This window comes from uncultured Megamonas sp. (assembly GCF_958438645.1).
Taxonomy (GTDB): Bacteria; Bacillota; Negativicutes; order Selenomonadales; family Selenomonadaceae; genus Megamonas.
Genome location: NZ_CAUBSM010000004.1, coordinates 181,619 through 202,978, shown reverse-complemented (window position 1 = coordinate 202,978; position 21,360 = coordinate 181,619). Strand labels below are relative to the sequence as shown.

Genomic DNA, 21,360 nt, shown 5'->3' with positions numbered 1-21,360 from the left:
AATTTAGATTTTATTTATAGTTAAAGGAATGATTTTATGGATAGAGAAAATGCTCTTAGTACGATTGCTTCATTTGACACAGAATTATATACATTCTTTCAAGAAGAATTACAAAGACAAAAATATACCTTATCTTTTATGCCAGAGGAAAATTATTCGTCACCTTTAAGCACATATCTTGAAGGAAGTATTTTATCAAATACATTGACAACTCATCATGACGAAGCTAAACCAACGGGTTTAGAAAAAATCACTATTAATCGTATTAACGAATTATTTGGTAGTGAACATGCAGTTATTCGTTTAGAAAGTATAGCAGCTGCTTCTCGCGTTGTTTTTTATAGTTTAGCTAAAAAAGGCGATACGATATTATCTTTAGATAATAGAAAAAGTGATCACTGTAATAGTAAAAATTTAGAATTCAATTTTGTGAGATTTAGTATTGACCCTAAAACTCAAATTTTAAATTTGGATAGAGTTGAACAAATAGCCAAAGAAAATAAACCTAAAGTGATAATTTTTTCTCCTGTTAATTATCCAAGAGTTATAGATTATGAAAGATTGGCTAAAATTGCACATGATATAGGTGCTTATATGTGGTTTGATATTTGTCAAAATGTAGGCCTTGTAGCTACAGGACAAATACCTTCACCTGTACCTTATGCAGATGTAGTAACTTTTTCAACACATGATTCTTTGAGGGGACCGCAAAGTTCTGTTATTTTATGTAAAAAAGAATTAGCAGATATCATTGATAAAACAGTTATTACTACAGGTCATTTTTCTTTGAAAAAAAATATTTTAGCAAGTTTAGCTGTTATATTTAAAGAAGTTACTACAGAAAAATTTAAAGAATATACAAAACAAGTAGTATTGAATGCTAAAGCTCTTCAAAAGGGATTACAAGAAGAAGGAGTAGAAATATTATGTAAGGGAACGGATACTAATTTAGTATTGGTAAATCTTACAAAATTAGGTGTTAGTTGTGAAAATGCTTATAAAGCATTAAAAAGTGCAGGTCTGATTGTAAAACCGACAGTATTATCTACTTGTGATGAAAATCTTAATTTTGAAATCTTGAGATTATCTAGTTTGATTTTAACAACTAGAGGACTTAAAGAAGCACAAATGGAAAATATTGGCAAAATGATGGCAAAAGTATTAAAAAATATAGATGATATGGCAGTAATTGAAGATATAAGACAACAAGCTGTGGATATTGCCATGGAATACCCACTATTTTCTGATGAATGGTTAGCATTCAAAGATGTATTAAATCCACTTTATAGTGCTAAGGATATAAATATATCGCATGAAATAGCAGCTGAAAGAAAAATGGCTGTAATGAAAAAATTATTTAGTTTCATGAAAAAATAATATTGGTAAGTTTATAAAATACCTATTAATAATAAATATTATTAATAGGTATTTTTGCTAATTATTATATTGTAATAGTATTATCTAAATGCTATACTAGTGAGAAATAAATAAAACTTTAGGAGGTTTTATAATGAAAAAAGTAGTATTAATTTTTGCAGCTGTAATGATGATGGCATTTTCTAGTGTGTGTATGGCAGCTGATGGTGGAGATTTAAATAAAGATCAAAAGGTTGCTGAAACATTTATTAGTGGTATTACTACAAATAATGTAACTTATGATAAATTTGTAGCAAATTTTGATGAAGGTTTAAAAGCTAAAATAAATAATAAAGCATATGAAGCATTAAAAAATGATGTAAAAACTAAATTTGGTGATTTAAAAGAAACAAAATTTTATTCTTTTGAACGCTATGATAATCAAGATAAAGTAACATATATTACTTCTTTTAGCAATGAAAAAATTGTTGCTGTGGTATTTATCTTTGATAAAAATAATAAAGTGGTTGAATTTGCTTTGCTTCCAATGCAAGAAAATCAGACAACAACAAATGAAGAAGCAACACAGCAATAAGATGTTTTAACACAAAAATATATAAGGAATAGATATTTTATATGGATATATAAATATCTATTCTTTTTTTTTATATATTAGTTAAACTATTGTAAATGGATATAAAAGATGATAAGCTTAGTATTCATGTAAAAATAAATTAAAATAAGAATGAAAGGAAGTTTTTGATGGAGAAACTTTGGACGAAGGATTATGTATTAAATATTTTGGATAGTTTATTATTATTTGTAGTATTTTATTTGTTAATGGTTTATACTACCAAGTTGGCTATTATGGAATTTAGCGTTTCAGTTAGTGAAGCGGGATTAGCTTCTGGTATTTATATTGTAGGTGCATTAGTAGCACGTTTATTTATTAGTCGATATATGGATTTTATTGGCAGAAAAAGAATGTTGATAATAGCATCTATAATACATGCTATTTGCACATTTGGATATCATTTTATTGATGGTATGTTATTTTTATGTACATTGCGTTTTGTACAAGGTATTACATATGGTATGGCATCCACAGTTATTGCTACTACAGTAGCATCTATTGTTCCAGAAAGTAGACGTGGTGAGGGGATTGGTTATTTTACTTTGAGTATTACTTTAGGATCTGCCATTGGCCCTTTTTTAGGAATTACTTTACCTCAAATAAATCCATTATATGCACTTGCTCTTTGTGATATTTTATCTATTAGTATAATTGTATTGGCTTTTATTTTGAATATAACAGAGATAAAAGTAGGTTTCCGTCAACGTGTAGAAGTTAAATCTTTTCGTTTAAGAACTTTCTTTGAACCTACGGCTATTCCAATTTCTATCGTAGCATTGTTAGGTGCGATTGGTTATTCTGCCGTAATGAGTTATATTGGTACATATAGTGAAACTATTGGTTTATTATTAGGTGGAAGTTTATTTTATATAGCATATTCTATTGCTTGTTTAATTTTTAGACCTATATCTGGTGTGATGATTGATAGATATGGTAATCATGTAGTGATGGTACCGATTTTATTTACTATGATTTTAGGATTTATTGCTATAGCGGTGGCACAATCTAATTTGATGTTGTTATTAGGAGCTGTTTTAGTAGGAATAGGATATGGCTCTATCCCATCAGCAGGGCAGACTATTGCAGTGCAAAAAGTTAAATTAAATAAATTTAGTTTAGCGACCTCAACATTATATATAGCCTTAGACTTAGGAAATGGCATTGGACCATATATCTTAGGTATGGTGGTTCCAGTATATGGTTTTAGAGCGGTTTATATGTGTTCAGCAGTGGCGGCATTATTTGCATTTTTATTTTATATAGGAATGATAATAAAAGCGAAAAGAGTAAATAAAGTAGATGTAGCAATATAAAAAAAGAGGCGATATGCCTCTTTTATTTTTTAGTTAATAATTTTTTATCATTGAGATAACATTGGTTTAATTTTTCAAAAGCTGAGGTTTTATCAATAATATTTTTCATTAGTAAATCGAGTTTACTATTTTCATTATAATCGGCAGGAGCAAAATATTTGATGCGATTTTCAGTAAATAGTTTAATGACTTTATCCATATTGGATAATTGAGGATTATATACACAGATAGAATGACCACCATAGCTATTTACTAGTTTCATACAAGGTATATCTGTTTCACTATCGCCAATGTAGACTATATTTCTAAAAGGCACGCGAATTTTTTCCTCAGGTATAGAATCATTTACCGCGGGATCATTAATATCTAGAAATCCTTTTTCAATGCGAAAGAGAAATTGAGTTTTATTTGTATAATTGACAGCTTGAGCAGGCCATTTGGCTATGCCATTATCATCAAAATAAAATGAGCTTGCATAGATTTTTTCAAATTCACCAGCTTGAGCCATGACAGTACCTTCAATCATCTCTTTTAAACCACTTGAGATAATATAATGTTCAATGATGATATTATGTTTTTTGCCATAATCGCGAATGCGTTTGAACCATGTTTTGACGCCAGGAAAAAGTTCAACTTTGGCTCCATAATCAGCAAGTATTTTTTTATCTAAACGAAAATTTCCTTGAGATTTTTCTACCATTTTATACATATAAGCTAAATTTGTATCCATATCATTAGCTGTGGCTAAAGCATTTGATTCTTCCCAGAAATTATTTACATCATAGCCTATATCTTGAATAAAGCCTTGAGCTTGCATATCTTTAGGTGATAAAGTCTTATCAAAATCATAACAAATGGCAATAACAGGAAATTTTTCTTTATATTTACGTTTGTACATGAAATCACCTCTAATCTTTATTTTATTATAATCATTTAGTATATACTATGGAAATTTTTTATAAGTTTTTAAAAATATGTTGGAAAAACAACATATACCTAATATGATTTATTATATAATAATATACGAAATTTAGATGATTATTAATTGAGTATAAAATTTTTTGTGATTTAGGAGAGGCTATTTGATGAATATATTTGAAATTTTAAGAGAAGAACATGATAATATCAGTAAATTTGTAGATAAATTTGAAGGTATGGCAATAGATTTGATGGAAAAAAATGAAATATCTATTGAAGAATATACAAAGGCTATAGAATTTATTCGCGTTTATGCAGATAAAACTCATCATCAAAAAGAAGAAGAACTTTTATTCAAAGCTATGCTTGAAACAAAAGATGAGATGGCAAATAATTTAGTAAATCATGGCATGATTGTAGAACATAATTTAGCTAGATTATATGTCTGGGAATTAGAAAATGCTTTAAAAGCATATCAAAAAGAGCCTACAGTAAAATTAAAATTAGCGATAGTTACAAATACAATGTCTTATGTTTATTTACTTCGTAGACATATAGATAAGGAGAATAGAGTGGCTTATCCTTATGGTGAACGTTTATTATCTAAAGAAGTAATAGAAAAATTAAATGAGCAAGCACAAAATTACATGAAATAATAAAAAAGCCTATTATGATGATTTAAAATTTATTTAAATTATTATAGTAGGTTTTTTCATTTTTTTTATTGACATGAAGTTAAGTTTAACAGTTAATATATAATATAGATGAACTATAAAGGAGTTAGATTATGAATAATATATTATATTTGGAATGTTATGCTGGGATTAGTGGAGATATGTTTGTAGCTTCGTTATTAGATTTAGGCGTAGATAAAGATTATTTAATGGAAAATTTACAGACTTTACCACTAGATGGATATAAAATAGAAATTAGCCGTGTGAAAAAAATGGCACTTGATGCTTGTGATTTTAATGTGATTTTGGATATAGATAATCATGACCATGATATGGATTATTTACATAGTGAACATCATGAGGCTCATCACCATAATCATAGTCATGAACATCATCATCACCATGAACATCGTGGTTTAAAAGAAATCGTAGAAATAATTAATAATTCTCAAATAACGGATAGAGCAAAAGAAATAGCAATAAGAATTTTTAATATTATCGCTAATGCAGAAGCAAAAGCTCATGGTGTAAGTATTGATGAAGTTCATTTTCATGAAGTAGGAGCAGTGGATTCAATAGTGGATATAGTAGCTGCTGCTGTAGGTATAGATAAATTGAATATAGATAGAGTTGTTTGTCCAAAGATATATGAAGGTCAAGGCTTTGTTCGTTGTCAACATGGTCAAATTCCTATTCCTGTACCAGCTGTAGTGAATATTGCTATAGAACATGGTTTAAGATTACATTATACACAGACAAAAGGGGAATTAATTACACCAACAGGGGCTGCTATCATTGCGGGTATACAAACAGAAGAGAGATTGCCAGAAGAATTTATCATAAAGAAAATTGGTATAGGTGCAGGTAAAAGAAAATATGATATACCAAATGTAGTTCGTGCTATGATGATTGAAGTTAAATAAAAAATAAGAGACTTTATAAATGATAAAAAATTTATAGAGTCTCTTTTTATTTATGAATTAAAATTTTTATAATTAGATAACAAAAAAGCCTTAGCAAATAGCTAAGGCTTTAATTTCAAAATGGTGCGTCCAGCAGGATTCGAACCTGCGACCGCACGCTTAGAAGGCGTGTGCTCTATCCAGCTGAGCTATGGGCGCGTTCCTTAAGAACAGTTAATATTATATCTATATATTAAACGTTTGTCAACAACTTTTTTTATTTTTTTTTAAATTAATTTGTTAAGCTGCGAATAGGTGCAGGAATACGGCCACCGCGAGCGATAAATGCTTCAGAACTGTAGTCACTGCGAACTTTAATAATTGGACAATGACCAAGTAAACCGCCGAAGTTAACAGTTTCACCGACTTTTTTGCCAGGAACAGGAATAACACGAACAGCAGTAGTTTTATTATTGATCATACCGATAGCAGCCTCATCTGCGATAATACCAGAAATTGTAGAAGCTGGAGTATCTCCGGCAATAGCGATCATATCAAGACCTACGGAGCAAACACAAGTCATAGCTTCTAATTTTTCAATGGAAAGACTTCCACAGCTTACAGCATCGATCATACCAGCGTCTTCACTTACAGGAATGAAAGCACCGCTTAAACCACCAACATGAGAAGAAGCCATTAAGCCACCTTTTTTAACAGCATCATTTAATAAAGCAAGAGCTGCTGTTGTACCTGGAGCACCACAAGATTCAAGTCCCATTTCTTCTAAGATATGAGCAACACTATCACCGACAGCTGGAGTTGGTGCTAAGGATAAATCGATAATACCGAATTGCACGCCAAGACGACGAGACGCTTCTTTAGCTACTAACTGACCAACACGAGTGATTTTGAATGCAGTCTTTTTGATTGTTTCAGCAACTTGAGTAAAATCTGCACCTTTTAAATCTTCTAGGGCATGTTTTACAACACCTGGGCCACTTACACCAACGCTTACTACTTTTTCAGCTTCACTGACACCATGGAAAGCACCAGCCATGAATGGATTGTCTCCAGGAGCATTAGCAAAGATAACGAGTTTTGCACAACCAATAGCTTCACGGTCGCGAGTAAGTTCAGCAGTGCGTTTTACTACTTCACCCATTTCACGAACGCAGTCCATATTGATACCTGCTTTTGTAGAGCCTAAATTTACAGAAGAGCAAACTAAATCTGTAGTAGCTAAAGCTTGAGGAATGGAATTGATGAGAATTCTATCTCCATTTGTGTAACCTTTTTCAACAAGAGCAGAAAAACCACCGATGAAATCAATGCCAATTTCTTTAGCAGCTCTATCCATAGCTTCAGCAACGGGAACATAAGTATCTGTTTTGCAAGCTTCAGCAGCAATAGCAATAGGAGTTACAGAAACACGTTTATTAATAATGGGAATACCATATTCACTGGAAATATCTTCACCGGTTTTTACTAGAAATTCACCAGATTTTGTGATTTTATCATAAACATTATCACAAAATTGTTTTAAATTAGGGTGAGCACAATCACGAAGACTAAGTCCTAATGTAATCGTACGAACATCTAATTTATTTTCTGTAATCATACGATTAGTTTCTAAAATATCATTAATAGTAATCACAAAAGTTCCTCCTAAATTCTTTAGTTAATTAATAAAGAATACCTAAAATTAGCCGATTGTATGCATAGCATTGAAGATATCTTCGTGTTGAGCTTTGATATCTACGTTGAGCTGAGCACCTTTTTCTTTGAGGAGTTTTTGTAAATCCTGTAATTTAATGTTTTTGTCAGTCATTTCAGCAATTAAAACCATGTTGAAAAAGCCATTCATAATATTTTGATTGATGCTGATAATATTTACTTTATTTTCAGCAAGAACATTACTTACAGTAGCGATAATACCTACACGGTCTTTTCCGATAACAGTTATAACGAGTTTCATTTATACTTCCCCTTATTAATTTTATAGAGTTACTAAATTTATTGTAACAGTGCTATTATATCATTAATAATAGTGGCTTGCATTAGTTTTTGCTAAAAATACATTGTACATATATAATAATATAGGTATTATTTTATGATATGAGATTTTAATAATAAGATGATAAAAATAAGAGATTAAGTTAAGAGGAGTTTTTATGAAAGTTTTATTGACCGCGATAAATGCAAAATATATACATTCATCATTGGCAATTCGTTATATATACAAAAATTGCCAAGATTTATCTTGTGACATAGAGATGCTAGAAGTATCTATTAATAATCATTTGATTGATATTGCAAATCAGATATTTGATGCTAGACCAGATATATTAGGAATTTCTTGTTATATCTGGAATATTGAATTAGTGAAACAATTATTGCCACTTGTGCATAGATTATTGCCAAATTGTAAGATTATCTGTGGCGGGCCAGAAGTTTCGTATGCTACAAAAGAATTCATGCAAGATTTTCCTATGGTGGATTTTGTAGTGCGTGGCGAAGGTGAAAAAGCTTTTCATGATTTATTGCAAGCTTTATTAGATAAAAAAAATAATGAAGAAATTAAAATTGCTGGCATAGCAAAGAGAAATAATGATGATACTATTGATGAAAATATTGCAGTTACTGTAAGTGATTTAGATGAAATAATTTTCCCTTATGATGATGACGATATCGAAAATTTAAAAGATAAGATAATTTATTATGAAAGTTCAAGAGGTTGTCCTTATTCTTGCAAATATTGCTTATCTTGTGCGACTAAAGGCGTAAGATATCGCTCTTTAGATAAAGTTTTTGCTGAACTAAGTTATTTTATCAAACATAATGTTCGTCAGGTAAAATTTGTAGATAGAACTTTTAATGCAAATAAAAAGCATTATTTACCGATTTTGGAATTTATTGCTAAACAAGATTGCAGAACTAATTTCCACTTTGAAATAGTGGCTCATCATATTGATGATGAAATTAAGGCTGTACTTAAGAAAATGCCAAAGGGAAGAGTACAATTTGAAATAGGTATTCAATCTACGAACTTAAAAACTCTAGGTCAGATAAGTAGAGCAAATCCATGGGAAGAAATGACAAATAATATAAAATCTATCATGGCTTATGGAAATATTCATCTGCATGTGGATTTAATCATTGGTCTTCCTTATGAAGATATTACTTCTTTTGCAAAATCTTTTAATGATGTATATTTATTGCAAGCGGATATGCTTCAAGTGGGCTTTTTGAAATTATTAAAAGGTGCAGCAATGAATGATTTGATACAAGAACATGATTATGTATATATGCCACAAGCACCATATCAAGTAATCAGCAACAAATATATGGATTATGCCACTATGCGAAAATTACAGATTTTTGTAGATGTATTGGAATTGTATTATAATGCTGGTCGTTTTAAATATACGATTATTAATTTAATCAAACAATATAATCAAGACGCTTATACATTTTTTGCTGATTTTTCTCAATATTGGCAAGCAAATAAATTGCATTTAGCACCGCATGCTCCTAAGAATTTATACGTATTTTTATATGATTTTATTGGGCAAAATTCTAAAATAAAAGATAAAGAATATATTTATAATGTATTGAAATTCGACGCTTTATTGACAGATAAAGGTAAGATAAAAATAGATATGTTGCCATGGAAAGAAGTAGATAAAAAAGTAACAGATGATTTTTATATGAGTGAAAAAGCATTGCCATATATTAATAATTATCAATTTAAATCATGGCGTGATTTGAAAAAGAAATTCTCAATAGAAGTTTTTGCCTATGATATGAATGAAGCAAAATCATGTCAAATAAAAGCAAAAGAAAATGCTATAATTTTTGCCTATGAAGATGATGAAGTATTTTATCAAGAAATAAAACAAGGAGATATAAATTTATAATGATATATTATGCCTTTTCCGATTATTTAAAACAGCGTTATGGTGAGAAAGTTTATAAATTACCTATAGGATTACCGCTCACTTGCCCTAATCGTGATGGTTCATGTGGAAAATTCGGTTGTACTTTTTGTGGTAGTATCGGTGCAGGTTATGAAAATTTGCCACCAGAATTATCCGTAACAGAACAAATTCGCATGAATAAAGCTCATATAGTGCCTAAATATAAGGCGAAAAAATTCATACCGTATTTTCAAAATTTCAGTAATACGTATATGCCACCAGAGCAATTAGAAAAATATGTATTAGAAGCATGTGCTAGTGATGATATAGTGGCTATTTATATAGCGACAAGACCAGACTGTATAAATGATGTTTATTTAGAAATTTTAGCTAGAATTGCCAAAGAAAAAAATATTGATATTTGCGTAGAACTAGGTTTACAAACGATAAATTATAAAACTTTAGAAAAAATAAATCGTGGTCATGGTTTGGCGGAATATATTGATGCAGTATTACGTATAAAGCGTTATGGTCTATTGTGTTGTACTCATGTAATTTTAGATTTACCATGGGATGATGATAAAGATATGATTGAAACTGCTAGAGTGATTTCTGCACTTGGTGTTGATCAGGTGAAATTACATGCACTTTATATCGTAAAAAATACAAAAATGGCTCAGCAATATGAAAATAAAGAATTTGAAATTATTTCTTGTGAGCATTATAAACAAAGAGTAATTGATTTCTTAGAACATTTATCTCCAAATATTGTTTTACAGCGATTAATTGGTAGAGCACCAGCTGAAAATACTTTATTTAGTAATTGGCAGACAGGCTGGTGGAAAATTCGCGATGAAATCGTAAAAGAAATGGAAGAAAAAAATCTTTATCAAGGTCGTTTATGCAATTATTTAAATGGCAGTGCTGTACAAAAATTTTTAGTTAAAAAATAAATAAAAAAGCTATAATAATTTAAGGAAAAATTTCTAATTAAATTATTATAGCTTATATTTTAATTATCGCATTTATAATCTTGCCAATTAGGTAATGCAGTATGATTATCCACAGCTGTTTTCATAGCTTGATAATAAGCTAATTTTCTTTGAATATGTGTATAATCATGTTGCATTTTGGCTAATTGTTCTAGAATATGATTTTTTTGGTTAGTTAATAATTTTAAAATATCATCAATGTGCGACGGTTCTTGCTGTTCATATTGAAAAAATTCTTGCAATTGAGAGATGCTCATGCCAGTATTTTTAAAACAACAAATAGTTTTTAAACGATTGATATGTTTTTCTAAATAAATGCGTTTGCCTGATGAATTGCGAGGAATATCAGTTAAAATGCCAACTTCTTCATAATAGCGAAGTGTAGAAGCTGGCAGATTGAATTTAGCTGACACTTCACGAATTGAATATTGTTTATCCATAGTAAAGCCCCTTTAGTATAGTAGTATCTTGACTTAAAGCGTACTTGAATTAGTATTATGATAATTATAAGGAAGATATTGACTAAAAGTAAAGGGGCGTTTTTTATGTATATAGCAGATAAAGACAGATATAATAAGTTAGAATATGCTAGATGTGGTAAAAGCGGTTTGAAATTGCCAAGAGTGTCTTTGGGACTTTGGCATAATTTTGGTGATAACAATGATTTTAAAACTATGCAAAAACTTTGTTTCACTGCTTTTGATAATGGCATAACTCATTTTGATTTGGCAAATAATTATGGCCCTCCTTATGGTAGTGCAGAAATAAATTTTGGTAGAATTTTAAAGCAAGATTTGAAAAAATATCGTGATGAATTATTGATCAGTACGAAGGCTGGCTATGATATGTGGGAAGGCCCTTATGGCAACTGGGGCAGTAGAAAATATTTGATTGCTAGTTTAGATCAAAGTTTGAAACGTATGGGTATTGAATATGTGGATATTTTTTATCATCATCGCATGGATAAAGATACTCCGCTTGAAGAAACTATGGGAGCATTAAATCAAATAGTACAAAGTGGAAAAGCTTTATATGTAGGTTTATCAAATTATGATGGTGAAACTTTAGCAAAAGCTGGTGAGATTTTAACTCAAATGCATTGTCCATTTATCATCAATCAAAATCGTTATTCCATTTTCGATAGAACTATTGAAAATAATGGCTTGAAGGAAATGGCATATAAATTAAATAAAGGTATTATAGCTTTTAGCCCATTAGCACAAGGACTATTGACAGATAGATATTTAAAAGGTATTCCTGAAGATAGTCGCATAAAGACTGATGGAAGATTTTTAAAAGCTGAAATTTTGACAGAAAAAAAATTAATACAGATTGCAAATTTAAATGAAATAGCAAAACAGCGTGGTCAAAGTTTAGCACAGATGGCATTGGCTTGGATTTTAAAAGATAACATAGTTACAAGCGTTTTGATAGGTGCATCAAAACCTGAACAGATTTTAATGAATTTAAAAGCAATGGATAATACAGATTTTTCAGCAGAAGAATTAAAACTAATAGATAATAATAGTATTTAAAATTATTGATATAGATATATAATTACTAATGATAATTTATAGATATAAAAGGTATATTCATAGTTGAAAAATATTATAAAAAGTTGTATCATAAATGTGTGTTATAGTTTAAAATGCCTATAAAAGGGTATATATATATAGAAGGGAGCTTATTTGAAAATATGAGCAAACATATGAAAACTATGGATGGTAATACTGCTGCAGCATATATATCATATGCATTTACAGATGTAGCAGCTATTTACCCAATTACCCCATCATCTCCAATGGCAGAAGCTGTAGATGAAATGGCAGCAAAAGGCAAGAAAAACCTTTTTGGCCAAAAAGTACGTGTTGTAGAAATGCAATCTGAAGCAGGTGCTGCTGGTACAGTACATGGTTCCTTACAGGCTGGTGCATTAACTACTACTTATACTGCTTCTCAGGGTCTTTTATTAATGATCCCTAATATGTATAAGATTGCTGGTGAATTGCTCCCAGGTGTATTCCATGTAAGTGCTCGTGCTCTTGCAACATCTTCTCTTAATATTTTTGGTGATCAACGTGATGTTATGGCAGTTCGCCAAACTGGTTGTGCTATGCTTGCAGAAGCTAGTGTTCAAGAAGTTATGGACTTAAGTGCTGTAGCTCATCTTGTAGCTATTAAAAGCCGTGTACCATTTGTAAACTTCTTTGATGGTTTCAGAACTTCTCATGAAATCCAAAAAATTGAAGTTTTAGATTATGAAGATTTAGGCAAAATGCTTGATTGGGAAGCTGTAAATAAATTCCGTCATAATGCATTAAATCCAGATCATCCAGTAATTCGTGGTACTAGCCAAAACCCTGATATTTATTTCCAAGGTCAAGAATCTGCAAATCCTTACTATGAAGCTGTTCCTCAAATGGTTGAAGATGCTATGGCTGAAATCAACAAATTAACAGGCCGTAATTATCAATTATTCAACTATTATGGTGACCCAAATGCTGATCGTGTAATTATTGCTATGGGCTCTTTATGTGATACAGCTATGGAAGTTGTTGACTATTTAAATGCTAAAGGAGAAAAAGTAGGTGTAGTATCCATTCACCTTTACAGACCATTCTCCGTAAAACATTTCTTGAATGCACTTCCAAAAACTGTTAAGAAAATTGCTGTTATGGACCGTACAAAAGAAGCTGGTTCTATCGGTGAACCTTTATATCTTGAAATTCAGTCTGCTCTTTATAATAGCGATTTACGTCCAACAATTGTTGGTGGTCGTTATGGTCTTGGTGGTAAAGATGTTACTCCAGATCAAATCTTTGCAGTTTATGATGAACTCAAAAAAGATGCTCCTAAAAATGGATTTACTATCGGTATCAAAGATGATGTTTCTTTCACTTCTTTACCTGAATATCATGAAGATATCGACCTTACTCCAGAAGGAACAACAGCTTGCAAATTCTGGGGCCTCGGTTCTGATGGTACTGTAGGTGCAAATAAAAGTGCTGTTAAAATCATCGGTGATAAAACAGATATGTATGCACAGGCATATTTTGCATATGATTCCAAAAAATCTGGTGGGGTAACAATGTCTCACTTGCGTTTTGGTAAAAAACCAATTATGTCTCCATATCTCATCAATAAAGCAAACTTCATTTCTTGTTCTCAACAGTCTTATGTAGATAAATATGATTTACTTGCTGGTTTAAAACCAAATGGTACATTCTTATTAAATACACTTTGGACTGATGAAGAATTAACAGAAAAACTTCCTGCATATATGAAACGTTATATTGCAGAAAATAATATTAACTTCTATACTGTAAACGCTGTTAAAATTGCTCAAGAACTCGGTCTTGGCGGTCGCTTTAACATGGTTATGCAGTCTGCATTCTTTAAACTTGCAAATATCATTCCTATTGATGAAGCTGTTAAATATCTTAAAGATGCTGTTGTTACTTCTTATGGTAAAAAAGGTCAACATATCGTTGATATGAATAATGGTGCTATCGATAAAGGTATTGAAGCTCTTCACAAAGTAGAAGTTCCAGCTTCTTGGAAAGATGCTAAAGATGCTGATGATACAGATGCAAATATCCCTGATTTCATTAAAAACATTCAAAATCCAATGAACCGTCAAGAAGGCGATAAACTTCCTGTAAGTGCTTTCAAAGGTATTGAAGATGGTACATTCCCAGTAGGTACTGCTGCTTATGAAAAACGTGGTATCGCTATCAATGTTCCAGAATGGGATATCGACAAATGTATTCAATGTAACCAGTGCTCCTTCGTATGTCCACACGCTGCAATTCGTCCAGTGCTTATGACAGATGAAGAAGTAGCTAATGCTCCAGCAACAATGAAATCTAAACCAGCTCTTGGTGCTAAAGGTTTGAATTTTGCAATCACTATTTCTGCAAAAGATTGTGCAGGTTGCGGTAACTGTGCTGATATTTGTCCAGCTCCAAAAGGTTCTGCTCTCACTATGAAACCTATTGCAACACAAATTGAAAAACAAGCTGAATTTGATTATGCTGTTGATGCTACAAAAGTTGCACCTAAGAAAAACCCTATGAAGAAAACTACTCTCAAAGGTAGTCAGTTCGAACAACCACTTTTAGAATTCTCTGGTGCTTGTGCTGGTTGTGGTGAAACTCCATATGTAAAACTCATTACTCAGCTCTTTGGTGATCGCATGATGGTAGCTAATGCTACAGGCTGTTCTTCTATTTGGGGCGGTTCTGCACCATCTATGCCATACACTAAAAATCATAAAGGTCAAGGTCCTGCTTGGGCTAACTCCTTATTTGAAGACAATGCAGAATATGGTTTAGGTATGTTCCTTGGAACAAAAGCTGTTCGTGAAGCATTATCTTCTAAAATCACTCAGGCTTTAGAAGAAGGTCTTGGCAGTGATGAACTTAAAGCTGCATTTACAGATTGGCAAGCTAACATCAACGAAGGTGAAGGTAGCCGTGAACGTGCAGAAAAAATGACTGAACTTCTTGAAGCTGAAAAAGGCGATAATGCACTCTTAAATGAAATTTACGATAAAAAAGATTTCTTTGTAAAACGTTCTCAATGGATCATCGGTGGTGACGGTTGGGGCTATGATATCGGTTATGGCGGTCTTGACCATGTACTCGCTTCTGGTGAAGATGTTAACGTATTAATTCTTGATACAGAAGTTTACTCAAATACTGGTGGACAGTCCTCTAAAGCTACTCCAGCTGCTGCTATCGCTCAGTTCGCTGCAGCCGGTAAACGCACTAAGAAAAAAGATATCGGCATGATGGCAATGAGCTATGGCTATGTGTATGTAGCACAAATTGCTATGGGTTACGATAAAAATCAGACTTTAAAAGCTATTGCTGAAGCAGAAGCTTATAAAGGACCATCTCTTATCATTGCATATGCTCCATGTATCAACCATGGTTTACGTGCAGGTATGGGCAAGAGCCAAAACGAAACTAAACGTGCTGTTGAAGCTGGTTACTGGGCTACTTATCGTTATAATCCTGAATTACGTGGCACAGATAAAAATCCATTCAGCTTAGACTCTAAAGAACCAACAGGAAACTTCCAAGAATTCATTCAAGGTGAAGTTCGTTATACATCCTTAAAACGTGCATTCCCTGAAATTGCAGATGAATTATTTGCAAAAACAGAAAGAGATGCAAAAGAACGTCTTGAAGGATATAAAAAATTAGCAGGTAAATAATTTTTCGTGCTGATGAAATAAAACTGACGCTATTTATTAGCGTCAGTTTTTTATTGCATGAATTAAGTTTTTTTTGATATGATATAAAAGGATTAATTAAATAGTTAATCATATTTTAACTATATTATATATGAAGGGATTGAGTGATTTGAAAAAATTACTAATATTAGCGATGTGTATTTTATCTATGCTATGTACAGCTTGTGGATCAACTACAGATGAAAATGTAGCAACAGATAATAATAATTCAACAGAAGAAACTTTAAAAATTGGATTAATGCCAGATATTGATTCTATACCTTTTATCATAGCCCAAGAAAAAGGCTATTTTAAAGATGAAGGTGTAAATGTAGAATTGCAATATTTTAAAAGTGCGATGGATAGAGATAGTGCCCTTCAAAGTGGCAATTTAGATGGTGGCGTATCTGATATGTTAGCAGCTGGATTTGCTAAAGCTGGGGGCTTTGATGTAAAAATAACTTCTTCTACTAATGGAAATTATTGTTTGATTGCAGGTACTGGTAATACTGCTAAATCTTTAGCAGAAATGAAAGGACAGAATATATCTGTTTCTAAAAATACTATTATTGAATTTGTATTAGATGAAATGCTTGCTCAAAATAATATGACAGAAGCAGATATCAATAAAACAGTAATACCACAGATCCCTACAAGATTAGAAATGTTACAAAATGGTAAATTAGATGGTGCAGTTCTTCCTGAACCTATGGGCAGTATAGCTGTAAAAAATGGCAGTCATTTAGTAAATTCTTCTGAAGCTATGAAAATAAATCCAGGTGTAATGGTATTTACAAACGATAGTGTAGAAAATAAAAAAGAAGCTATAAAAGCTATGTATAGAGCTTATGACAAAGCGGTTGATTATTTAAATTCTACACCGCAAGAAGAATATATGGATTTAGTTATTGAAACAGCAGGATTACCACCAGCTACAAAAGATGCTATGGTTATGCCTAAATACATGAAAGCTGCATTGCCAGAAAAATCTGATTGGGATAAATCTATAAATTGGCTTAATAAAAAAGAATTAGTAACTGAAAAATATAATTATGAAGATATAGTAAGTGATATTTTAACAAAATGATTACAGTAGATAGACTTTATGTAAGATATGACGATACAAATAATATATTAGAAGATATTAATTTAAATCTGCCAACAGGAATAACTTGTGCAGTGATTGGACCTTCAGGTTGTGGTAAATCCACTTTATTAAATATTTTAGCGGGATTAAATAAAAATTATCAGGGTTTAGTACAGATAAATGGTGAAAAGCCTTCACCTAAAAAGCAAACTATAGGTTTTATTCCTCAAAACTATGGATTATTGCCATGGCTTACAGTTAAAGATAATATTTTATTGGGTTTAAAAATAAAAAAGGAAATAAAACAAGAGTTGCCACAGAATTTAATAGACACCTTAGGTTTAACTAATTTACTAAATCGCTATCCTAATAATTTAAGTGGTGGACAACAACAACGTGTTAGTTTAGCTAGAGCATTTGCATTGAAGGCTGATTTATTATTAATGGATGAACCTTTTTCAGCATTAGATGCTATTACACGAGAAGAAATGCAAGATGTATTTATTGATTTATGGCAAAAGCAAAAGGTTTCTACAGTATTAGTAACACATTATGTAGAAGAAGCACTTTATTTAGGACAAAAAATAATAGTCATGACTACCAATCCAGGCACTATCTATAAAATAATTGATAATCCTTTATTTGGTGATAAAAATTTCCGAGATAAAGAGATATTTTACTCATTAAGCAAAGAAATAAGGGATTATTTAAAGAAAGCAGGTAAAAAGAATGAAAGATAGATCATGGCATTTTTATCTACCTGCAATAGTATTTTTATTGATTTTGTGGTATGTAGTATCTATGATAGTACATCTACCGATTATACCATCTCCTGTTTTAGTTATGGAAAGATTGATTAATATTTTTACACAGACCATAGCTATTCATGCTATATATAGTATTTGGAGAATTGTAGCAGGTGTATTTTTAGCAGTGATAATCGGTATTCCGATAGCAGTGATGATGGGATATTATCAAAAATGCGATAAAATTTTAGCACCGATTGTTTATTTAACATATCCTATTCCTAAGATTGCATTATTACCTATTTTAATGCTTTTAGCAGGCATTGGAGAATTACCCAAAATCATAATGATATTTTTAATTGTGATTTTTCAAGTGTTGGTGGCTATTCGCGATAGTATAAAGACTATACCAAAAGAAATGTTTTTTCCTTTATATAGTTTAGGTGCATCTTTTAAACAGATCTTTTTAAATATATTATGGCCAGCTGTATTGCCAAATTTCATTACAGCTTTACGTGTAGCAATGGGAACAGCTATATCAGTATTGTTTTTTACTGAGACATTTGGTACAAAATATGGCATGGGTTATTTTATCATGGATGCATGGCTTCGTGTAAATTATTTAGATATGTATGCAGGTATTATTGTTTTAAGTTTGATCGGTTTGTGTTTATTTGGTATTTTAGATTTAGCAGAAAATCATTTTTGCAAATGGCAGAAAAAAATATAAAAAAGATGGCTCTAGTAAAATTGCTGGAGCCATCTTTTTTGCAATTAATTTTAATTTTATATATAATTTTTTGAAAATTGTATATTGACTTTATATAGGTAGGTGAGTATAATTAAAGCATAAGAAAATTGTAAATTTGATGATGTAAACGTTTGTTTTTTTGTACTTATGTTGTAGATTTTCATTACTTAAGTTATTACATAAGAAGATTTTTAAGGAAATTGTATCTTAATTTTGATTGATTGAAACGATATAATAGACTTAAATCGGCGAAAAATAATAGTATTATTGATAAATTTTAAATTATTATAATTTTAAAAAGATATATAGTAATTTAAAACTATAATTTTTGTCATATGTGTAAACGTTTTCATTTATATGAAATTGAATTTTCTAAAAAATCATATGGTTTTATTTATTGATATAATATTGCATTTATAAATATAAATAATGATATGATAGTTTAATTAAATCTTAAATTGTTATCGGTTCCATGCTGATAATAAAATAAATGAGTAGGTGATTTTAATGAAAGAAAACACAGTAATCACAGTAAGTAGACAATATGGCTGTGGTGGTCGTGAATTAGCTGAAATTTTAGCTAAAAAGTTAAATGTAAAATTATATGACAGACAAATTGTTCATATAGCAGCAGCTAAATTAGGTATTAATGATTTATCTGAACAGGATTTATTAGAATTAGAAAATACTGTTCATCCAATGACTTTAACTTTTATGCCATTCCATTCTTTTGGTACTCGTATGGGTGAATCTAGCAGAGGTATGTTCTTATCTGAAGCTAGTGTTGTTAGAAAACTTGCTGATGATGGCCCTTGTGTTATCTTAGGTCGTTGTGCAGATTATGTATTAGAAGATTTACCAAATCATTTCTCTATTTTCGTTTGTGCTGATGATGAATATAGAGAAAAAAGAGGTAAAGATGTTTACGAAGGTAAAACATTAAAAGAATTAAATATCGAAAATGAAAAGAGAGCTAGATATTACAATTACTATACAGGTAAAAAATGGGGCGAAGCTTCTAACTATGATTTAATTGTTAATACTAGTAAAGTGCCTTTAGACAAAGTAGCAGATGCTATTATTGAATATATTAATAAAGTTCAGGGTTAAAGAATAAAGAACTAAAATAAATATAAAGGTAACAGCAAAAAGCTGTTATCTACATAAGTTTGTTAATAATTTTTTATTATTTTTATTAAATATTATTTATAATTTTATTAGGAGGACTTATAAATGTCAGGTAATAATGGTGGTAGTAAACTAATGCAACGCATATCATATGCTTGCGGTACTTTTGGACATGATATATTCTTCATGATGGTAAACACATATTTTATCATGTTCATAACTAGTAATTTATTTAATTCTGGAAATCAGGCTCATGATGAATATATGATTGCTACAATAATGACAGTTATTTTAGTAATTCGTATTGCAGAACTTTTCATTGACCCATTTATTGGTAATACAATTGATAAAACAAATACTAGATGGGGAAGATTTAAACCATGGGTTATCGTTGGTGGTTTAATTGCTGCTATTTCCTTGGTTATTTTATTCACTGATATGGGTGGATTAACTTCTAGCCCAATGTTATATTTAGTAGTATTTGCTATTTTATATATCGTTATGGACGTATTCTACTCAGCAAAAGACGTTGCTATTTGGTCTATGGTTCCTGCAATGTCCTTTGATTCTCGTGAACGTGAAATCACAGCTACTTTTGCTCGTATTGGTTCTGTATTTGGTGCTCAACTTGTTACAGTAATGGTTATTCCAATTGTATTATTCTTCTCCGTTAATAAAAATGGCGGTGTTGGTGATGCACAAGGTTGGCTTGCATTTGCTGTAATCGGCGGTGGTATTTCTATTCTTGGTGCTATTATCCTTGGTCTTGGTACAAAAGAACATGCTTCTGCACTTCGTCAAAATAAAAAAGAAACATCTTTCAAAGAAGTATTCTCTATCTTAGGTAAAAATGACCAGTTAATGTGGATTGCTATTACATTCCTTATTTTCTGCTTTGGTCAAGATTTAGTAAATGCTTTCCAAATGTATTATTTCACTTATATCTTAGGTGATTCTACAGTATTATCTTCCTTAGGTGTTATCAATGTTGTTATTGGTTTACTTGCTGTTGCTTTATTCCCAACATTGACTAAAAACTTCAAAAGACGTAAATTATTTGTTGCATCTGTTGCAATCATGGTAATCGCACTTATCATTTATGCTTTTGCAGGTCAAAACACAGTTATGTGCTTAATTGCTGCTGGTTTATTCAATCTTCCTCAACCACTTGTATTCCTCGTTGTGTTAATGACTATTACAGATACTGTTGAATATGGTCAGTTAAAAATTGGTCATCGTGATGAATCCCTTATTCTTTCTATCAGACCATTAATTAATAAATTATCTGGTGCTGTTACAAGTGCTATCGTAGGTTTCACAGCTGTTTGGGTTGGCATGTCCGGCGGTGCTACAGCAGAAACAATTACTGCTTCTAATAAATTAACTTTTGAAATGATCATGTTTGCTACTCCAATTGTATTCTTAATCATTGCAACTTTAATTTATAGAACAAAAGTAAAATTGACAGAAGAAAAACATGCTGAAATTGTTAAAGAACTTGAACGTACTTGGGGTAAAGATAAATAATTTTATATCTTTATAAATTAGTACTTAAAAAAGGGGCATTCTTTAGAGAATGTCCTTTTTTATTTTAATTTTTGATTATATTTTGATAGATTTCCTTCTAATATAATTATGTTTTAAATTTAAATTATTATTTTTGTTATTAGATACATATAATTTTATATTAAAAATATAAATGG

General features: G+C 30.8%; 18 protein-coding genes and 1 tRNA gene. 14 read left to right on the top strand and 5 right to left on the bottom strand.

Annotated elements, in window-relative coordinates:
• Positions 1-36: 36 nt before the first annotated feature.
• From glyA to Q5I67_RS05405, 3 genes are all read left to right on the top strand, one after another.
• Entirely contained in the window at positions 37-1,377 is a 1,341-nt protein-coding gene (gene glyA, locus Q5I67_RS05415) for a serine hydroxymethyltransferase (RefSeq protein ID WP_302486613.1), read from the top strand.
• Positions 1,378-1,510: 133 nt separating this feature from the next.
• Positions 1,511-1,951 carry a DUF3887 domain-containing protein gene (locus Q5I67_RS05410; protein WP_302486612.1) on the top strand — a complete coding sequence of 147 codons (441 nt, stop codon included), beginning with the start codon at positions 1,511-1,513 and terminating at the stop codon, positions 1,949-1,951.
• A gap of 167 nt (positions 1,952-2,118) precedes the next feature.
• Entirely contained in the window at positions 2,119-3,303 is a 1,185-nt protein-coding gene (locus Q5I67_RS05405; protein WP_302486611.1) for an MFS transporter, read from the top strand.
• Between the two features lie 22 nt (positions 3,304-3,325).
• Here Q5I67_RS05405 and Q5I67_RS05400 read toward each other — a convergent pair whose 3' ends face one another.
• The gene (locus Q5I67_RS05400; protein ID WP_302486610.1) at positions 3,326-4,201 is read right to left on the bottom strand and encodes an HAD family hydrolase; all 876 of its coding nucleotides are present in this window, start codon (positions 4,199-4,201) and stop codon (positions 3,326-3,328) included.
• Positions 4,202-4,388: 187 nt separating this feature from the next.
• On the opposite strand from Q5I67_RS05400, the gene Q5I67_RS05395 reads away from it, so the two are divergent.
• Positions 4,389-4,877 carry a hemerythrin domain-containing protein gene (locus tag Q5I67_RS05395; RefSeq protein WP_302486609.1) on the top strand — a complete coding sequence of 163 codons (489 nt, stop codon included), beginning with the start codon at positions 4,389-4,391 and terminating at the stop codon, positions 4,875-4,877.
• Between the two features lie 131 nt (positions 4,878-5,008).
• Positions 5,009-5,818 carry a LarC family nickel insertion protein gene (locus tag Q5I67_RS05390; protein WP_302486608.1) on the top strand — a complete coding sequence of 270 codons (810 nt, stop codon included), beginning with the start codon at positions 5,009-5,011 and terminating at the stop codon, positions 5,816-5,818.
• 121 nt (positions 5,819-5,939) lie between these two features.
• Here Q5I67_RS05390 and Q5I67_RS05385 read toward each other — a convergent pair.
• The 3 genes from Q5I67_RS05385 to Q5I67_RS05375 form a co-directional block, all read right to left on the bottom strand.
• A tRNA-Arg gene (locus Q5I67_RS05385) sits at positions 5,940-6,016 on the bottom strand.
• A gap of 73 nt (positions 6,017-6,089) precedes the next feature.
• The gene (locus tag Q5I67_RS05380; protein WP_296897689.1) at positions 6,090-7,451 is read right to left on the bottom strand and encodes a PFL family protein; all 1,362 of its coding nucleotides are present in this window, start codon (positions 7,449-7,451) and stop codon (positions 6,090-6,092) included.
• A 48-nt stretch (positions 7,452-7,499) separates the two neighbouring features.
• Positions 7,500-7,772 carry an ACT domain-containing protein gene (locus tag Q5I67_RS05375; RefSeq protein ID WP_008538176.1) on the bottom strand — a complete coding sequence of 91 codons (273 nt, stop codon included), beginning with the start codon at positions 7,770-7,772 and terminating at the stop codon, positions 7,500-7,502.
• 196 nt (positions 7,773-7,968) lie between these two features.
• Between Q5I67_RS05375 and Q5I67_RS05370 the strand changes: the two genes are divergently transcribed.
• Both Q5I67_RS05370 and Q5I67_RS05365 read left to right on the top strand, forming a co-directional pair.
• Positions 7,969-9,714, top strand: a complete 1,746-nt coding sequence (locus Q5I67_RS05370) for a B12-binding domain-containing radical SAM protein (protein WP_302486607.1) — start codon at positions 7,969-7,971, stop codon at positions 9,712-9,714.
• Complete coding sequence (locus Q5I67_RS05365) at positions 9,714-10,667, top strand: TIGR01212 family radical SAM protein (protein WP_296897684.1); 954 nt, start codon at positions 9,714-9,716, stop codon at positions 10,665-10,667. The genes Q5I67_RS05370 and Q5I67_RS05365 overlap by 1 nt, the downstream gene beginning before the upstream one ends.
• Positions 10,668-10,726: 59 nt before the next feature.
• Here the strand turns inward: Q5I67_RS05365 and Q5I67_RS05360 are convergent, their stop codons facing one another.
• Entirely contained in the window at positions 10,727-11,146 is a 420-nt protein-coding gene (locus tag Q5I67_RS05360) for a MerR family transcriptional regulator (protein WP_302486606.1), read from the bottom strand.
• Positions 11,147-11,251: 105 nt separating this feature from the next.
• Here Q5I67_RS05360 and mgrA point away from each other — a divergent pair, with 105 nt between their 5' ends.
• The 7 genes from mgrA (at position 11,252) to Q5I67_RS05325 (ending at position 21,184) form a co-directional block, all read left to right on the top strand.
• Positions 11,252-12,241 carry an L-glyceraldehyde 3-phosphate reductase gene (gene mgrA / locus Q5I67_RS05355; RefSeq protein ID WP_302486605.1) on the top strand — a complete coding sequence of 330 codons (990 nt, stop codon included), beginning with the start codon at positions 11,252-11,254 and terminating at the stop codon, positions 12,239-12,241.
• Positions 12,242-12,402: 161 nt separating this feature from the next.
• On the top strand, positions 12,403-15,927 hold the full coding sequence (gene nifJ / locus Q5I67_RS05350) for a pyruvate:ferredoxin (flavodoxin) oxidoreductase (protein ID WP_302486604.1): 3,525 nt from the start codon (positions 12,403-12,405) through the stop codon (positions 15,925-15,927).
• 148 nt (positions 15,928-16,075) lie between these two features.
• A complete protein-coding gene (locus Q5I67_RS05345; RefSeq protein ID WP_302486603.1) occupies positions 16,076-17,032 on the top strand; it encodes an ABC transporter substrate-binding protein in 957 nt (318 codons plus the stop codon).
• On the top strand, positions 17,029-17,772 hold the full coding sequence (locus Q5I67_RS05340; RefSeq protein ID WP_302486602.1) for an ABC transporter ATP-binding protein: 744 nt from the start codon (positions 17,029-17,031) through the stop codon (positions 17,770-17,772). The genes Q5I67_RS05345 and Q5I67_RS05340 overlap by 4 nt, the downstream gene beginning before the upstream one ends.
• A complete protein-coding gene (locus Q5I67_RS05335) occupies positions 17,762-18,508 on the top strand; it encodes an ABC transporter permease (protein WP_302486601.1) in 747 nt (248 codons plus the stop codon). The genes Q5I67_RS05340 and Q5I67_RS05335 overlap by 11 nt, the downstream gene beginning before the upstream one ends.
• Before the next feature lie 528 nt (positions 18,509-19,036).
• Positions 19,037-19,639, top strand: a complete 603-nt coding sequence (locus tag Q5I67_RS05330) for an AAA family ATPase (RefSeq protein WP_302486600.1) — start codon at positions 19,037-19,039, stop codon at positions 19,637-19,639.
• A 123-nt stretch (positions 19,640-19,762) separates the two neighbouring features.
• Entirely contained in the window at positions 19,763-21,184 is a 1,422-nt protein-coding gene (locus tag Q5I67_RS05325) for a glycoside-pentoside-hexuronide (GPH):cation symporter (RefSeq protein ID WP_302486599.1), read from the top strand.
• Positions 21,185-21,360 lie beyond the last annotated feature (176 nt).

Coding starts and splice junctions, on each gene's coding strand:
- Q5I67_RS05370 (WP_302486607.1), top strand. CDS start 7,969: ATGAAAGTTTTATTGACCGCGATAAATGCAAAATATATACATTCATCA.
- mgrA (WP_302486605.1), top strand. CDS start 11,252: ATGTATATAGCAGATAAAGACAGATATAATAAGTTAGAATATGCTAGA.
- Q5I67_RS05335 (WP_302486601.1), top strand. CDS start 17,762: ATGAAAGATAGATCATGGCATTTTTATCTACCTGCAATAGTATTTTTA.
- glyA (WP_302486613.1), top strand. CDS start 37: ATGGATAGAGAAAATGCTCTTAGTACGATTGCTTCATTTGACACAGAA.
- nifJ (WP_302486604.1), top strand. CDS start 12,403: ATGAGCAAACATATGAAAACTATGGATGGTAATACTGCTGCAGCATAT.
- Q5I67_RS05400 (WP_302486610.1), bottom strand. CDS start 4,201: ATGTACAAACGTAAATATAAAGAAAAATTTCCTGTTATTGCCATTTGT.
- Q5I67_RS05395 (WP_302486609.1), top strand. CDS start 4,389: ATGAATATATTTGAAATTTTAAGAGAAGAACATGATAATATCAGTAAA.
- Q5I67_RS05340 (WP_302486602.1), top strand. CDS start 17,029: ATGATTACAGTAGATAGACTTTATGTAAGATATGACGATACAAATAAT.
- Q5I67_RS05360 (WP_302486606.1), bottom strand. CDS start 11,146: ATGGATAAACAATATTCAATTCGTGAAGTGTCAGCTAAATTCAATCTG.
- Q5I67_RS05365 (WP_296897684.1), top strand. CDS start 9,714: ATGATATATTATGCCTTTTCCGATTATTTAAAACAGCGTTATGGTGAG.
- Q5I67_RS05390 (WP_302486608.1), top strand. CDS start 5,009: ATGAATAATATATTATATTTGGAATGTTATGCTGGGATTAGTGGAGAT.
- Q5I67_RS05405 (WP_302486611.1), top strand. CDS start 2,119: ATGGAGAAACTTTGGACGAAGGATTATGTATTAAATATTTTGGATAGT.
- Q5I67_RS05410 (WP_302486612.1), top strand. CDS start 1,511: ATGAAAAAAGTAGTATTAATTTTTGCAGCTGTAATGATGATGGCATTT.
- Q5I67_RS05375 (WP_008538176.1), bottom strand. CDS start 7,772: ATGAAACTCGTTATAACTGTTATCGGAAAAGACCGTGTAGGTATTATC.
- Q5I67_RS05325 (WP_302486599.1), top strand. CDS start 19,763: ATGTCAGGTAATAATGGTGGTAGTAAACTAATGCAACGCATATCATAT.
- Q5I67_RS05330 (WP_302486600.1), top strand. CDS start 19,037: ATGAAAGAAAACACAGTAATCACAGTAAGTAGACAATATGGCTGTGGT.